Origin of the sequence: Luteimonas sp. 22616, assembly GCF_052044325.1 — a bacterium.
Classification (GTDB): domain Bacteria; phylum Pseudomonadota; class Gammaproteobacteria; order Xanthomonadales; family Xanthomonadaceae; genus Luteimonas.
Genome location: NZ_JBQEMW010000001.1, coordinates 2,460,822 through 2,476,163, shown reverse-complemented (window position 1 = coordinate 2,476,163; position 15,342 = coordinate 2,460,822). Strand labels below are relative to the sequence as shown.

14 protein-coding genes are annotated in these 15,342 nt (G+C 70.2%); 6 read left to right on the top strand and 8 right to left on the bottom strand.

Features of this window, described 5'->3' with window-relative positions; translation table 11 throughout:
• Positions 1–22: 22 nt before the first annotated feature.
• A complete protein-coding gene (locus tag ACTJIL_RS11380; protein WP_440755618.1) occupies positions 23–394 on the bottom strand; it encodes a hypothetical protein in 372 nt (123 codons plus the stop codon).
• 338 nt (positions 395–732) lie between these two features.
• Between ACTJIL_RS11380 and ACTJIL_RS11375 the strand changes: the two genes are divergently transcribed.
• Positions 733–951: a hypothetical protein gene (locus ACTJIL_RS11375; protein WP_440755617.1), complete on the top strand. Its 219-nt coding sequence runs from the start codon at positions 733–735 to the stop codon at positions 949–951.
• A gap of 66 nt (positions 952–1,017) precedes the next feature.
• Here ACTJIL_RS11375 and ACTJIL_RS11370 read toward each other — a convergent pair whose 3' ends face one another.
• The 5 genes from ACTJIL_RS11370 to ACTJIL_RS11350 all read right to left on the bottom strand — a co-directional run bounded on the left by ACTJIL_RS11370 (position 1,018) and on the right by ACTJIL_RS11350 (position 7,717).
• Positions 1,018–1,302 (bottom strand): DUF4031 domain-containing protein, encoded by a 285-nt coding sequence (locus ACTJIL_RS11370; protein WP_440755616.1) that lies wholly within the window; start codon positions 1,300–1,302, stop codon positions 1,018–1,020.
• A 43-nt stretch (positions 1,303–1,345) separates the two neighbouring features.
• The gene (locus tag ACTJIL_RS11365) at positions 1,346–2,260 is read right to left on the bottom strand and encodes a cation diffusion facilitator family transporter (RefSeq protein ID WP_440755615.1); all 915 of its coding nucleotides are present in this window, start codon (positions 2,258–2,260) and stop codon (positions 1,346–1,348) included.
• 95 nt (positions 2,261–2,355) lie between these two features.
• Positions 2,356–2,913, bottom strand: coding sequence for a DUF3016 domain-containing protein (locus ACTJIL_RS11360; RefSeq protein WP_440755614.1), 558 nt, complete (start codon positions 2,911–2,913; stop codon positions 2,356–2,358).
• Between the two features lie 118 nt (positions 2,914–3,031).
• A complete protein-coding gene (locus ACTJIL_RS11355; RefSeq protein ID WP_440755613.1) occupies positions 3,032–4,903 on the bottom strand; it encodes a sulfotransferase in 1,872 nt (623 codons plus the stop codon).
• Between the two features lie 234 nt (positions 4,904–5,137).
• Positions 5,138–7,717, bottom strand: a complete 2,580-nt coding sequence (locus ACTJIL_RS11350; protein ID WP_440755612.1) for a hypothetical protein — start codon at positions 7,715–7,717, stop codon at positions 5,138–5,140.
• 164 nt (positions 7,718–7,881) lie between these two features.
• On the opposite strand from ACTJIL_RS11350, the gene ACTJIL_RS11345 reads away from it, so the two are divergent.
• Positions 7,882–8,547 (top strand): DsbA family oxidoreductase, encoded by a 666-nt coding sequence (locus tag ACTJIL_RS11345; protein WP_440755611.1) that lies wholly within the window; start codon positions 7,882–7,884, stop codon positions 8,545–8,547.
• Between the two features lie 102 nt (positions 8,548–8,649).
• Here the strand turns inward: ACTJIL_RS11345 and ACTJIL_RS11340 are convergent, their stop codons facing one another.
• The gene (locus ACTJIL_RS11340) at positions 8,650–9,315 is read right to left on the bottom strand and encodes an arylesterase (RefSeq protein WP_440755610.1); all 666 of its coding nucleotides are present in this window, start codon (positions 9,313–9,315) and stop codon (positions 8,650–8,652) included.
• A gap of 291 nt (positions 9,316–9,606) precedes the next feature.
• On the opposite strand from ACTJIL_RS11340, the gene ACTJIL_RS11335 reads away from it, so the two are divergent.
• Together ACTJIL_RS11335 and ACTJIL_RS11330 are read left to right on the top strand one after the other, a co-directional pair.
• Entirely contained in the window at positions 9,607–10,308 is a 702-nt protein-coding gene (locus ACTJIL_RS11335; RefSeq protein WP_440755609.1) for an ABC transporter ATP-binding protein, read from the top strand.
• Complete coding sequence (locus ACTJIL_RS11330) at positions 10,305–12,833, top strand: ABC transporter permease (protein WP_440755608.1); 2,529 nt, start codon at positions 10,305–10,307, stop codon at positions 12,831–12,833. Before ACTJIL_RS11335 ends, ACTJIL_RS11330 begins: the two co-directional genes overlap by 4 nt.
• Positions 12,834–13,055: 222 nt before the next feature.
• Here the strand turns inward: ACTJIL_RS11330 and ACTJIL_RS11325 are convergent, their stop codons facing one another.
• Complete coding sequence (locus ACTJIL_RS11325; protein ID WP_440755607.1) at positions 13,056–13,316, bottom strand: hypothetical protein; 261 nt, start codon at positions 13,314–13,316, stop codon at positions 13,056–13,058.
• Positions 13,317–13,465: 149 nt separating this feature from the next.
• On the opposite strand from ACTJIL_RS11325, the gene ACTJIL_RS11320 reads away from it, so the two are divergent.
• Entirely contained in the window at positions 13,466–14,536 is a 1,071-nt protein-coding gene (locus ACTJIL_RS11320) for a class I SAM-dependent methyltransferase (protein WP_440755606.1), read from the top strand.
• Positions 14,533–15,231: a pseudouridine synthase gene (locus tag ACTJIL_RS11315; protein WP_440755605.1), complete on the top strand. Its 699-nt coding sequence runs from the start codon at positions 14,533–14,535 to the stop codon at positions 15,229–15,231. Before ACTJIL_RS11320 ends, ACTJIL_RS11315 begins: the two co-directional genes overlap by 4 nt.
• Positions 15,232–15,342 lie beyond the last annotated feature (111 nt).

Here is a 15,342-nt window from a genome sequence, read left to right as displayed (position 1 = left end):
TGACCGATCTCCGGGATGAAGATCAGTCGAGTATCGGGAAGCCTTCCAGCCGTGCGTTCGCGACAGGCAGCGCGCACAGGTCCGCAACGCGGTAATCGCGCGGTGTGCGTGGCGTTATGGCGATGTGCGGGAAGAGGTTCATCGAAGGTACGTCGTGGTGTTCGTGCGCCGGTATCGGCGAGTGGGCGCGCACGTTACGCGCGCAGTGAATGCAATGCAAGCGTTTCTCGACATCTTTTTCGATCGGCGGACGAACGGTGGTGTTTTGGGGAACGCCGGTTCCGGCGTATCGGCAATCGCGGTCGTTGCATCCTTGCGTGGCGAAACGAAGCACATCGAATCGCGCGGGAAGCGCGTGGCGTCGTTGATGCCTGTTTCCATTGTCCATCGCCATGCTTTCGTGGATTGCGCCGCGGGCTGTCCTTGGGCATCACGTCCAGCGACATCGGATCCATGCCGCCGTCGCGGATGTCGCCGGTTCCGGTTCCGTATGCGCGTGGCGCCCGGTCCTGCCGGATCGAACAGGCCGTGTCGCTGGCTGTCGCCGCGCCGCAATGAGGATGAACAGTGGCACTGTTGGCGCCGGTATCGGGGCGGCCTGGTGTGCATTCAGGATGGCGTTGAAGTCGTACCGAACGCACCCATGACGATGGTGATATGACGCTTGGCACGCGCCGGCTGGAGGCTGTTGGCGCATGCTGGCGACGCTCCTTCCCCCATGGAGTTTTAGCCATGAACGCGCGCCGTTTCCCCTCGAATGAGTCCGTCCCCAAGGACGGCCGGGCCGACCCCGGATCGCCGCCCATGCCGGTCGCGGAACTGGCTGCCGAGCCGCCGCGTCACCTGCATCGCCAGCGCGATTTCGGCATCGGCTATGGCAACAGCAGCGGCTATGGAAGCGAACTGCATTACGTCGACGGCCACGTCGATCCGATCTTCCGCTGCGTCTGACCGGTCTTTTGGGAGCGGGTGCCCTGTGGGAGCGGCCTGTTCCGGATGCGTCCGGATCTCCCGCGATCAGGGGGTCTCGCGGCGGCCCTGCGCACGCGCGTTGGCGATCACCCGCCGCATCAGCGCGCGGTCGTCGTGGCGCGAGATCGCCATCGCGCCCAGTGCGATTGCTTGTTCTCGCAGCTGCGCGGTGACGTCGTAATGCGCGCCGCTGGTCTTGTCCTGGAACGCGCGCCGCGGGATGCCCAGCTGCGCGGCGAAGTCGTGCAGCTCGTCCAGCGTGTCGGCCATCAGGTGCGCCCAGCGGTGGCCGCGCCAGAGGGTGACCGCGTCGTCGACGTAGACCGTCATCGCGGGCGCGATTCGAGGCCGCTGGCGATGCGAGGCACGGTGTTCAATGCACGTGCCCGCGCGGCTCGACGTGGATGGTGATCGACGATTCCGGGAACTCGCGCCGCAGCGCGTCCTCGAGGTCGTCGCACACCGCGTGCGAAGCGTCGACGCTCATCGTGCCGGGCACGCGCAGGCTGAAGTCGATGAAGGTCAGGCGCCCGGCGTGGCGCGTGCGCAGCTCGTGGACGTCGTTGGTGGGGCCGCGGGTGGCGGCGATGATCGCCTCGATGCGGGCGACGTCCTCCGGCGGCAGCGCGGCGTCCATCAGCCCGGCGACGCTGTCGTGCATGATCTTCCAGCCGGCCCACAGGATGTTGAGCGCGACCAGCGCGGCGATCGCCGGGTCGAGCCGGGTCCAGCCGGTCAGCGCGACCAGGGCGACGCCCACGATCACGCCCGCCGATGTCCACACGTCGGTCATCAGGTGCTTGCCGTCAGCCACCAGCGCCGGCGAGCGCAGCCGCTTGCCGCGGCGGATCAGCAGCGTGCCCCAGGCCAGGTTGAGCAGGGTCGCCGCGCCGCTGATCGCCAGGCCCAGCATCGGCGCATCGATCGGTTCGGGCACGATGAAGCCCCGCCATGCCTCGCGCAGGATCGCCAGCGCAGCGAGGATGATCAGCACGCCCTCGAGCACCGCGGAGAAATATTCGGCCTTGGTATGGCCGTAGGGATGGTTGTCGTCGGCCGGCATCGCGCTGACCCGGACCGCGATGAACGCGGCGATCGCGGTGGCGACGTTGATGATGCTTTCCAGCGCGTCCGAATACAGCGCCACGCTGCCGGTCAGTTTCCAGGCCAGGAACTTGAGCCCCAGCACCAGCACGCCGATGCCGATGCTGCCCAGCGCCAGCCGGTAGATCGTCGAATGCGCGTGCGCGGGCACGTGGGAAGAGACGGGGTCGGGACCGCTGGTCATCGCCCTGGCGGAGAAAGGGGTCGCGACACTCTATCGAAACCGCGTTGCGCGCGCTCGCCGCATAGCATTGCGCGCGCTGCGCGACCGCGGCCCGGTCACGCCGCAGGCTTGCCGAATTCCTCGCGCAGCCAGTCGTCGATCAGCTGCTTCTCGTAGCGCAGCGGGTCGGTGTCGGTTGGACGCGTGGCGCGCTGCAGGTAACCCAGGTCGGAGAGCTTGCGCGAGCCTTGCGCAAGCACGCTGCCGTCGGCGCCGACGAGCTTGAAGTCCAGCGCGATGCGGGGCGGATAGATGTCGCGCATGTAGCGGATCGAATCGGTCCGGGCGCCGTGCCACGGCTCGAAATCGCCGGCACGCTCGACGTCGGTGATGGTGACCTCGAGCCGTGCGCCCGCAGGCAGGCGGGTGCTTGCGCGCTTGCGCAGGTATTGCGCCAGGTCCTGCACCCAGTTGCCGCGGCGCGCCTCCCAGCGATTGCCGCTGTGGAGGATCTCGGAAAACTGTGCCGGGTCCGTCCATTGCACGTCGACCGGGCCATCGGCAGGCAGGCTGCGCGGTGCGTCGGGATCGGTGACGTTGGACGGTTTCGCCGCGGCAGCGCCGGCGGCCAGCAGGCCGGCCAACAGCCAGGCGATCGATGTGGTGGCTTTCATGGAGCGCCTCCTGCGATGGCGGGAATCGATCTTCTTCCTGTCGCGCTGTACTTGTACATAACGGAGTTGCCCGCGCCTTGCGGGCACATGGCGCGGCGTGCCAGCGTGGGCTCTGGCGTTAGTGCTGCGACGCGGCGCGCGCGCGTTCGGCCAGCGATTGCAGTGCGGCAAGCCGGGGTTCGATAAGCGCGGCGTGGCGGCGCCATTTATTGGCGTCCGGCGGCGTCAGGGTATAGCGCGACAGAGGCAGCGTTTCGCCGAGGGTGCGGTCCCAGCCGAATCCGGCCCACTGGCACAGGCGGGTGGTTTCGCCCTGCGGGTCGCGTACGAAGCGGTCGTAATCCACGCCGGTCCAACACTCGGCCGGAAGCGCGTCCAGGTCATCGAGCAGCACCTGGCTGGTTCGCGCCCACTGCGCGGCGACGATGTCCTCAAGCGGTTTCCCCGACAGCTCGCGCCACCCGGGCACCAGCAGGAACGACCACACCGGCCCCTGCCATCCGGGCAGCGTGGAGTACATGCGGAAGCCGCCGGACTGCCAGCCGTCGAGCATGCTGCCCAGCACCTGGCGCGGGTCGCGGTGCAGGTAGATGAAGTGCGCGTCCGGGAACACCGCGCGCAGCAGCGGGATGCGCAGCGCGTTCTTCGGCGTTTTCTCCAGCATCCGGATCGCGGCAGCAGTGGGTGGGCGGCGGTCGCGATCACGCAGTGCCGCCAGGAAGCGCTGCCGCAGCTGCGCGGCCACGCCCGCGTCGGCATCGCTGGCCAGCAGGCGGTTGGAATCGAAGCCGCGCTGCGCGGGATCCAGCGCAGCGATGCCTTCGATCAGGCCGTGGCTCTCGTCGCCGATGGTGAACACATCCGGCGCCGACGCCAGGGTTTCGAACAGCAGGGTCGAACCCGAACGCGGCGGGCTGACGATGAACACCGGGCGGTCGAACGAGGCCCCGGTGGCGTCCACGGCGGCGCTGCGCGGCGTGGCGTCTTCGTGCGCCAGGGCGCCGTGGTGGTCGCGACGTGCCTCGTCCTGGCCGCTGGCGCCGTCCGCCAGCGCAACCTCGAACAGGCAGGCGGTCAGGGCGTGCTGCAGGCCGGCTTCGTTGCGCAGCCCGATCTGCCCGACGCCCAGTGCTATCAGTTCGGCCTGCAGCGACTGCAGCAGCGCGCGGTAGCGTGGCCATCCCGCGCGGTCCTCGCCGTGGCAGGCCCATGCGGCCTGCCAGTGGCGGGTGAAGGTCGACAGCGCGCGCTGGATCGATGCCAGCCGCGGGTCCGGCACGGCCTCGCGCAGCAGGAAGGAGACGTGCTCGCGGATTTCCCACGGCGTCATCACCACCGGGACGTTGGTCGATTCGAAATCCAGCACGGGCCTGGCGGCGTTGCGATCGTAGGCGACGAAGCGCGGGTGCCACGGCTGCTCGGGCAATCCGGCAACGCCCACCGGCCGCGCGCCTTCGGCGACCTGCTTCCAGAAGCCTTCGCCGCCCACGGTGTCCATCACCAGGTGGATGCGGTCGACGTCGCCGGTGTTGACCACGCCATGGCGCCGCCAGGTGTCGAAGATCCAGCACTCGCCGGCGCCCATGTTCACGTCGGCGTCGCCGCAGTGGAACCGCACCGCGGGCGTGGTGACGATCGGCACGTGGACGCGCATGCGCTCCTGCCAGTAGTAGTTGGTGTCGACGTGCGCGGCCAGGTGCGAGCGGCCCGACAGGCGCATCAGCCGCGAGCGTCCCCAGGTCGCGCCGAGCGCTTCCATGACCTGCATGATGTACGGGCATTGCTGCAGCCACGGCGTCGGCTGCATGTCGCCGCCGAGCTCGTCGCTCTCGACCGCGCCGCCGGTGGTGATCAGCGGCAGGGCGCTGTTCCCGGCAACGCCCCCCATGCGGGCGCGCCAGCACGATGCATCGAGCGCCAGCACCTCGCTCGCGAGCGCGTCGGCATCGAACTGGATCGGCAGTTGCATGAACGGAAATTGCAGTTTCATCGCGGTCTGGATTCGAGCCCGCAATGGAGTTGCGGAATGCCGCGATCTTAACCGAACGCCTGAAATTCCCTTGCCTGCCGCCACGCCCGCCTGGCGCGGAAGCCGCTGGCCCGCTCCCTGCATCGGCGGCGTAGTCGCGCCGCGCGTTCCGGGTCACGGATGCATGCGGCCGTCACGCGATGCGTCGGCGCATGCGCGCTACCAGGGGCGGTCACCGCCCCTGGGCAACGTGGATCAGGCCGCGCGCGGCAGCGCGTCGTCGTCCTGTTGCAGGCGCTGCACCGCGTCGCGCAGCGCGCCGCCGAACTCGCCGGCGGTGGACAGGATCCGGAGCACGTCGCGGCCGTCGAGCGCGCGGCCGAAGTCGAAGCCGGATTCGATCAGGCGGCCGCCGTGCAGCCGCGCGTCGTCGCCCCAGCCGGCACCGATACCGCCGCCGAGGTCGATCCCGAGCTCCAGCCCACCCAGCGCCGCGCTTTCGTAGTCGCCGGCGGCGACTTCGCGGCTGATGCGCCAGGCGTCGGCGCCGCGGCCGCTCCACACACTGATGTCCTGCAGCACGCGCGCGGCCTTCGAATCCGGCGGGGCCAGTTCGGACGCGATCTGCGCGGCCAGCACGGCGGTGCCGTCGAACGCGGTGTCGATGCGGCCACCGGCCACGTCGCGGCCGACCTGTACCGCTTGGCCCGCGTAATCGATGACGTGTTGCGCCGTCTTGGCCCAGCCGGCGTCCGCATTGCCGGCGATGTCCGCGCCCAGCACCACGGCCTGGCGTGCGGCATCGGCATACGCGCCCTCGCGGACCTGGCCGACGATCTCCCAGGCGTTCTCGCCACGGCGGCTCCAGGTCTCGATCTGGCGCCCGATTTCCCAGTCGTCGTGGGTGGAACCCGCTTCGGGCGCGCGCACCAGGCCGGAGTTGGCGAAGTCCCAGGCGATGTCGTTGATCACGCCCGGCGCGACGTCGAACACCTGCTCGATGCGGCCGGCGCGGATGTCGTCGACGATGCCCACCACCTTCGCGCCGTTGTCGAGCCACTGCTGCACGGTGGCCGGCCAGCCGGTGTTGGGGTCGAAGCCGCTGCCGTCGAATTCCTGCGTGGCGACGGTACCGGCCAGGGCGGACGCCTGTTCGAACGCTGCCTGGTACTGGCCGTGGGCAACGTGCGTGCCGACTTCCACCGCCGTGCCCGCGTACTGCAGGAAGCGGGCCACGTCCGGCGTTTTCCCTTCGGCCGAACCGGTACCGAAGGCGGTGTCGAGCGCGGTGTAGACCCGCGCGCCGCCGGCCAGCGCGCCGGCGATGTCGCCGTGGCGGATGTCGTCGACCACGTCCACCACCTGGTCCAGCTGGCCGGCATTGGCCTGCACCTGGCGCGCGATGTCGGCGACCTTGCCGCCACCCTTGATGTCGCCGGACACGTCCGCGACCAGGCCGGCGGCCTTGTCCACGGCGCTGACGAACTCGCCGTTCTTGATGCTGACGTAGACCTGCTCGCCGACCAGCACGCGATTCGACCACTGGCCGACCTTGGTGGCGACATCGGCCACCGCGTCGGCGGCGTCGCCGATGACGCTGGCGGTCGAACCCACCAGTGAAGCGGCCGCGGAGACCACGCCCATCACGTTGCCGGACTTGATCGCCTGCACCCCGGCCTGCACGCCCTGCGCGGCCTTGCCGACCATGCCGGCGACCTTGGCCACGCCCGCGGCGACACCCGACACCGCCTTGCCGGCGATCGCACCGGCGCCGCCGGCGACCGCGCCTGCCACGCCGATCACGGCCTGCAGGAAGTTCTTGTTCTTGACCCCTTCGACCACCGCGATCACGCCGCTGATGATGCGCGCCGGGATCGCGATCCACGGGATCGGGATGAAGCTGCAGACCGCCAGCAGCGTCTTGCCGAACTTGCCGAAGAAGCTGCCGATGCCGGAGAACAGGCTGCCGAAGAAGCCCTTCTTCTTGACCTTGCAATCGGTGACGTTGCCGTTGCCGTCGACACTGAACTCGACCTTGTACTTGCCGACCTTGGTCTTGTGGGTGCCGGCCGGGCCCGCCATCGCGCCCATCAGCTCGTCGTATTTGGCGCGGACCTCGGCCTCGCTCATCTTCTTGAAGGCCTTGTCCGGGATCTTCAGCTCCATCCACAGCTGGTCCTTCATCTCCTGCACGGTCAGCGGCGGCGGCTCCGGCCTGGACATCGCCTGCAGCGTGTCCAGCGACTGCGCGAGGCGATGTTGCTGCTGGATCGCGTCGGCCGCGGTGTTGACGAAGCGGGTGGCGCCGGCCAGCAGCGGTGCCGGAAGCGTGGCCGCGTTGCCGGCGAGCGTGGCCAGCGTGCCCAGGCCAGCCGGCGAGAACGTCAGCAGCCCGGATGCCGGTGCCGGCGCGGCGCGCATCAGCAGGGTGGAAATTTCGCCGTGCAGTTGCGACTGCGCGACGTCCAGCGAGCCGTGGCGCAGCGCCGCGTGATGGGTGACGAAGACCGAGTAGTCATTCCACAACATCGGCGTCGTGCTGCCGGAACTGGCGATTTCGACCCGCGGCTGGCCGGCAGAGGCGGTCTGCGCGTGGTTTTGCGTGCCGGCGGGAATGTCCGCCTGCAGGCGATGGGTGAACTGCTGGCGGGCGATCGTGCTGTCGGCCGATGGCAACGGGCGCTGTGCCGCGTCATCAAGGGCCGGCGACGCAGCCGCCTGGGTCTCGACGGCGGTGCCACGGTCGTCTGCTGCCGACTGCGCAGGCTCCTGCTTGCCGATTTCGCCGTAGCGGGCGGACAGGTCGCTGGTCTGGACGTCGACGCGGAAGTTCATGGCATTCCCCTGGCATGAAGATGACAGGCGAACAGATACCGGACCGTATGGAGTCGCGACAACCCGGGGCTCGCCCCAGCACGGGCCGACCCTAGGATCCGGATATGGCTTGATTCCTCCCGCTTCAGACGCATTTCCCGAAGCCTACGCCCGAGGATTCCGCCATGACCGACGCCGCAACTCCCCCGATCCGCATCGATTTCGTCTCCGACGTGTCCTGCCCGTGGTGCGCGATCGGCCTGCAGGCGCTGGAACAGGCGATCGCGCGCGTCGGCGAGATTCCGGTCGAGCTGCACTTCCAGCCCTTCGAACTCAACCCGAAGATGCCCGCCGAGGGCGAGGACGCGATCGGCCACCTCACGGCCAAGTACGGCATGAGCGAGGCGCAGGCCCGGCAGAACGGCGAGGCGATCCGTGCCCGCGGCGCCGAACTGGGCTTCAGGTTCGACATGGACCGCCGTCGCCACGTCTGGAACACCTTCGACGCCCATCGCCTGCTGCACTGGGCCGAACTCGAAGGGCTGGAGAAGCAGCGAGCGCTCAAGCACGCGCTGCTGCGCGCCTACTTCAGCGACGGCGAGAACGTCTCCGACCACGACACGCTGGCGCGGCTGGCCGAATCGGCCGGCCTCGACGGCGCGCGTGCGCGGGCGATCGTTGCTTCGGATGAGTACGCCGACGCGGTGCGCGAGCGCGAACGCCATTACACCGGCGGCGGCATCACCGCGGTGCCCTCGGTCATCTTCAACAACCGCCACCTGGTGCAGGGCGGGCAGCCGGTGGATGTGTTCGAACGCGCGCTGCGGCAGCTCGCGACAGCCGCCCCCTGAGCCCTCGGCTCTCGTAGGAGCGGCGAAAGCCGCGAGCTTTCAGGTCCTCGAAGATCGCGATCAAGAACTCGCGGATCAAGCCGCTCCTGCCTGCGCGCGAATCTAATCGAGCAGCGGCGCCAGCGCCGTCCACACATGGTCGCGCAGCGCCGGCTGCGCTTCGGCGACCGGATGCAGGTTGTCGTCCTGGAAGTTGTCGCGGTCGGCGGCGACCGGTTCGAGCAGGAATGGCAGCAGCGTGACATCGAAGTGCGCGGCGAGGTCGCGGTACGCGCGTTCGAAGCCGTTGGCGTAGTCGGCGCCGTAGTTGGGCGGGATCTGCATGCCGACCAGCAGCACCTCCGCGCCCACGTACTGCGACGCGCCGATCATGCGTGCCAGATTGTGGCGCATCGCGCGCAGCGGCAGGCCGCGCAGGCCGTCGTTGGCGCCCAGTTCGATCACCACCACCGCCGGCCTCACCCGCAGCACCTCGGCGACGATGCGCGCCGAGCCGCCGGCCGTGGTCTCGCCGCTGATGCTGGCGTTGACGATCCGCCATCCGGGCTTGCGCTCGGCGATGCGTCGTGCGGTGAGCGCCACCCAGCCCTGGTCGGCGGCCAGCCCGTAGCCTGCGGCGAGCGAATCGCCCATGACCAATATCGTCGGCGGTGTGCCGGGAACGGGCTTGGGCGGCTCCTGTGCAAGCGCCGGCAGCGCCAACAGCAGGGCGAACAGGCCAACGGCCCATTGAAACGGTCGCCTTGGCGCCGCATAAGAAAACTTCATCTGTCGTCTCCGGAGGGCAGGCGATGAATGCGTAACGAGTGACGGCATCTTCCTGCCGTCATCCCGAGCGTAGCGAGGGGATCCTGTCGCTTCGGGAAAGATCCCTCGCTGCGCTCGGGATGACAAGAAGCTGGGCGCGCTTCGGCAACAGCCGGTGCGAACCAGGAACGCCCACACCCCGTTAGTGATGGCGGCCGGCCTCCGCCGGTTCAAGGCCGCCCCGGGCACAATGCCCGAAGGCGCATGGATGCGGCTGTTTCCCCTTTCCCGCCAACCCGATCCGGATCCTCCATGCCCGACGCCGCCTCCCCCGCAACGCAGAGCCGAACCGCCCTCGATGTCACCGATCTCGGCAAGCGCGTGCCGCTGCCATCGGGCGAGCTGACCATCCTCGACGGGATCGGCTTCACCATCGCCGCCGGCGACAGCGTCGCGATCGTCGGCGCTTCGGGTTCGGGCAAGAGCACGCTGCTGTCGCTGATGGCGGGGCTCGACACGCCCAGCAGCGGCGAGGTGCGGCTCGACGGCGCGGCAATGTCGACGCTCGACGAGGACGGCCGCGCCAGGGTGCGTGCGGACAAGGTCGGCTTCGTGTTCCAGAGCTTCCAGTTGCTGCCTTCATTGACCGCGCTGGAGAACGTGATGCTGCCGCTGGAACTGCGCGGCGATGCCGATGCCGAAGGCCCGGCGCGCGCGACCCTGGCCAAGGTCGGGCTGGCCGAACGCCTGGCGCATTACCCGCGGCAGCTGTCCGGCGGCGAGCAGCAGCGCGTTGCGCTGGCACGCGCATTCGTCACCGGGCCGTCGCTGCTGTTCGCCGACGAGCCCACCGGCAACCTCGACACCCACACCGGCGACGCGGTGATCGAGCTGCTGTTCGCGATGAATGCCGATGCCGGCACCACGCTGGTGCTGGTGACCCATGACGAACACCTGGCCGCGCGCTGCAGCCGGATGCTGCGTCTCGACGGCGGCCGGCTGGTGGACGCGTGAGGCTGCTGCGGCTGGCGTGGCGGCAGCTGCGCCGCGACCTCGCTTCGGGCGACATCCGCATCCTGATCGCCGCGCTGACGCTGGCGGTGGTCGCGGTGACCGCGATCGGTTTCGTCACCGACCGCGCCGAGCGTGCGCTGGCGATCGAGGCGAACCGCCTGCTCGGCGGCGACGCGGTGGTGCGCGGCGACCAGCCGATTTCCGGCGTGCTGCGCGAAGCGGCGGCCGTGCCGGGGCTGGCGCGCACCGAAACGGTCGAGTTCCAGAGCATGATCCGCGTCGGCGAGGGCGCCGACGCCAACCTGCGCCTTGGCGACCTGCGCGCGCTGGGCGAGGGCTTCCCGCTGCGCGGCCGCTTCGTGGTCGACGATGCGCGCGGCGAATACGACGCCGGCGGCATTCCCGTGCCCGGCACGCTGTGGATGAGCCGCGCCGGCGCCGACCAGCTCGGCGCGCGCCTCGGTGATGCGGTGTCGATCGGACAGTCGCGGCTGACGCTTGCCGCGCTGGTGGTGCAGGAACCCGACGCGGCGATGGATTACTTCAACGTCGCGCCCAAGGTCTTCCTCAACCTGTCCGACCTGCCGGCCACCGGCCTGGTGCAGGAAGGCAGCCGCGTGCGCTACCGACTGGTGGTGGCCGGCGACGCGGCGGCGGTCGAGCGCTTCACCAACATCGCCAAGGCGTCGCTCGGCCGTGGCCAGCAGCTGGAAACCATTGCCGACGCGCGCCCGGAAATCCGCTCCGCGCTCGACCGCGCCGGCCGCTTCCTCGGCCTGGCCGCACTGGTGTCGGTGGTGCTGGCCGCGGTGGCGGTGGCGATGGCCGCGCGCCGCCACGGTGAGCGCCACCTGTCGGGCGCGGCGGTGATGCGCTGCCTCGGGGCAAGCCAGCGCACGCTGGTGGGCATCCATGTCGGCGAGATGGCGCTGCTGGGGCTGTTCGCATCCGCGCTGGGCGTGGCGATCGCGTTCGCGCTGCAGTGGGCGGTGGGTGCGTGGCTGGCGCAGGCGCTGGGGTTGTCGATCCCGCCGGCCGGCTGGTTGCCGGCGTTGCAGGGCCTGGCGGTGGGCATGATCGTGCTGCTGGCCTTCGCCGCGCCGCCGGTGCTCGCGCTGCGCCGGGTGTCGGCATTGCGCGTGCTGCGGCGCGACCTCGATCGTGCCGAGCCCGCGGCGTGGGCGGTGCTGCTGTCGGGCTTCGCCGGGCTGGCCGCGCTGGTGTGGTGGAAGGCGGGGTCGGCCACGCTCGGCGGCGCGATGCTGCTGGGCATCGCCGCCACGTTCGGCGTGCTGGCGCTGCTGGCGTGGGCAATGATCGTGCTGGTGCGGCGGATGCGCTCGCGCCTGCGCGGGGCGCTGCGCTACGGGCTGGCGAACGTGAGCCGCCGCGCCGGTTCGTCCATCGCGCAGGTGACCGCGCTGGGATTGGGGCTGATGGCGCTGCTGCTGCTGACCTTCGTGCGCACCGACCTGCTCGACCGCTGGCAGCTGTCGCTGGCGCAGGACGCGCCCAACCGATTCATCATCAACGTGCAGTCCGACCAGGTGCAGCCGGTGCGCGACTTCATCGCCGCGCAAGGGCTCGCCGCGCCGACGCTGGTGCCGATGATTCGCGCGCGGCTGGTTGAGCGCAATGGTGCGCCGGTGCGCGGCGAGACCGTCGCCGAACGCGTCGAGGCAGACGGTGGCGATGCGCGGCAGGCACGGCGTCGGGCCGAGCGCGAGTTCAGCCTGTCGTTCGCCGACACGCTGCGCGACGACAACAAGGTCACTGCCGGAAAGTTCTGGGGCAAGACCGCGCCCGCACAGCCGGAACTGTCGGTCGAGGAGAAATTCGCCGCGTCGCTGGGCTGGGAGCTCGGCGACCGCATCACGTTCGACATCGCTGGCCAGCGCTTCGCCGGGCGCATCACCAGCCTGCGCAGCATCGACTGGGAAAGCTTCCGGCCGAACTTCTTCGTGCTCGCTTCGCCCGGCGCGCTCGACGGCTATCCGGCCAGCTACATCACCGCGGTCAGCGTGCCGGCATCGAAGCCGCGCTTCACCGCAGGGCTGGTGCAGCGCTTCCCGAACCTGTCGGTGATCGACATCGACGCGGTGCTCAAGCAGGTGCGCAGCATCGGCGACCAGGTCTCGACCGTGGTGCAGGTGGTGTTCTGGTTCGCGTTCGCCGCCGGGGTGCTGGTGCTGCTGGCGGCGGTCGGCGCCAGCCAGGACGAGCGCCTGCAGGAGGGCGGGGTGATGCGCGTGCTCGGCGGCAGCCGCCGCCAGTTGAGATTGGCGCAGGCCTCGGAGTTCGCGGCGATCGGGCTGCTGGCGGGACTGGTCGCGGCGATCGCGGCCTCGGTGCTGTCGGGCGTGGTGGCACGGCAGGTGTTCGACCTGCCGTGGCAGCCCAACTGGGCGATGGCTGCGGCCGGCGGCGCGCTGGGCATGGCGGCGGCGCTCGCGGCGGGCTTGTTCGCCACCCGCCGCGTGGTCGACGCGCCGCCGTCGGTGACCCTGCGCGGGATCGATGGCTGAGGAAGGCCCGGGCAAATCGGCATTGTCATTCCGGGCGCCGCGAGGGGTCTCGAGGACACACCACGCGATCGCTACTTCAGCTGGCGGCTAGCGTACAGGGCGTGCGATGGACGGCGCCGCTGGCCGGATGCCTTGGCCTGTCGTGATCGTTCGAGTGGCTGCGTCGGCGGGCCGGGCATGGTGATGCCATGCGGCCGGCCTGACGGCCTGCGGCTTGTCGTCCTACGACACCGTATCCACGCTCGCGGCGCCGAAACGGCGCGCATAGTCGCGCTCTTCGCTGATGCGGCGGACTTCGGCGTCGGCCAGGTCCGGCGCGCCATACACCGCGTAGACCGCGGTATCGCCCTTCTTGCCGACGTGGTGCAGCCGGTAGCGCGACTGCCCGCTGCCGGTGCTGGGCGGATAGTTCAGGGGCGGCTCGTTGCCGTCGATGTCCAGCTCGCTGTTGTCCACGGTGCCGCCGACGAAAAGTGCGCGCATCGCTGTCTCCGGTGTCTTGGGATGATGCAGCCATCGTGCCGGCCACCGCGTTCGTTGTCGATGAAGCCGGCATTCGGATTCCGCCAGCGTCGTGGGTGCAGGCGGCAGGCACTAGAATCGCGCATTGTTTCCGCCTGATTGCGCGCCCCATGACTGCAACGCAAGCCGATCCCGCCCTGCAGGCGCTGATGCTGCCCTTTGCCGACGGCACGCTGGCCTGGCCTGGGGGCGGGGCGCTGTTCCTGCGCGCCCGCGACGGCTGGCCGCTGCATGAACGCGCGCTGCCGGGCCTGGTCTGCGAACAGGGTTTCCGGCCCGATGCCGATGCGCTGCAGCGCTCCGGCTTCGAAGTGCGTGACCCGGACGATGCCACGTACCCGCTGGTGCTGGTGCTGCCGCCGCGCCAGCGCGACGAGGCCCGCGCGCTGTTCGCCACTGCGCTGGCGCGCCTGCAGCCCGGTGGCGTCGTCGTCGCGAGTGTCGCCAACGATGCCGGCGCGAAATCGCACGAGGCCGACCTTGCGCGCATCGCCGGGCCGCTGGTGTCGCGCTCCAAGCACAAGTGCCGGGTGTTCTGGACCCAGCCGGGCGCGGCCGGCGGAGACGCGGCGCTGGCCGCGCAATGGCGCATGCTGGATGCGCCGCGGCCAATCGCCGGCGGCCGTTTCAGCAGTCGTCCCGGCGTGTTCGCCTGGGACCGCATCGATGCCGCGTCCGCACTGCTGGCCGAGCATCTGCCGGACGACCTGGCCGGCCACGCCGCCGACCTCGGCGCCGGCTGGGGCTACCTGGCGGTGGAGCTGCTGCAGCGCTGCCCCGGGATCACCGCGCTTGACCTGTACGAGGCCGAGGCGCGCGCGCTGGAACTGGCGCGGGTGAACCTTGCGCCGTTCGCGCAACGCGCGGCGCTGGCATTCCACTGGCACGACGTGACCGCCGGGCTGTCGCACCGCTTTGATGTGATCGTCAGCAACCCGCCGTTCCACGCCCAGGGCAACGCCGCGCGTCCCGACATCGGCCGCCGTTTCATCGCCGTGGCCGCCGAAGCGCTCAAGCCGGGCGGGCGTCTGTGGCTGGTCGCCAATCGCCACCTGCCGTACGAGTCGGTGCTCGATGCCAGCTTCGGCAGTACGCGGCTGGTCGCGCAACGCGACGGCTTCAAGGTGGTCGAGGCGGTGAAGGCCGGCCGCGGGCCCGTGCGCGTGCGCGTGCCGCGATGAAGCTGCTGCGGACCATCGCCAACCTCGGCTACGGCAGCCGCCGCGACGTCACCGCCATGATCCGCGAGGGCCGCGTCACCGACGCGCGGGGCGAGGTGCTGTACGCCGACGACGAACCGCCGCATGCCGACGTGCGCGTCGACGGCGACCCGCTCGACCCGCCCGCCGGCCTGCTGCTGATGCTGCACAAGCCGGTCGGATACACGTGTTCGACCAAGGACCGCGGCCGCCTGGTTTACGACCTGCTGCCGCCGCGCTTCGCGCACCGCTCGCCGCAGCTGTCCACGGTCGGGCGCCTGGACCGCGACACCAGCGGCCTGCTGCTGATGACCGACGACGGCGCGCTGCTGCACCGGATCATTTCGCCGAAATCGAAGTTGCCGAAGGTCTACGAGGCCACGCTCGCGCAGCCGCTGCGCGGCGACGCCGCCACCGTCTTCGCCAGTGGCACACTGATGCTCGAATCGGAAAAGACCCCGCTGCTGCCGGCGGAACTCGAGCTGCTGTCGCCGACGCGCGCGCGGCTGACCCTGCATGAAGGCCGCTACCACCAGGTGCGACGCATGTTCGCCGCGCTCGGCAACCACGTCGAGGCGCTGCATCGCAGCCGGGTTGGCGGGCTGGCACTGGATGGTTTACCTGAAGGTGAATGGCGCGCGCTCGGCGATGAGGATCGTGCCCGGTTGTTCTCGTAGGAGCGCCCTGTAGGAGCGGCTTCAGCCGCGAGCTCTTGCCGTTGCCAGTACTTGTAGGAGCGGGGGGGGGGGGGGGGGGGGGGGGGGGGGGGGGGGGGGGGGGGGGGGGTG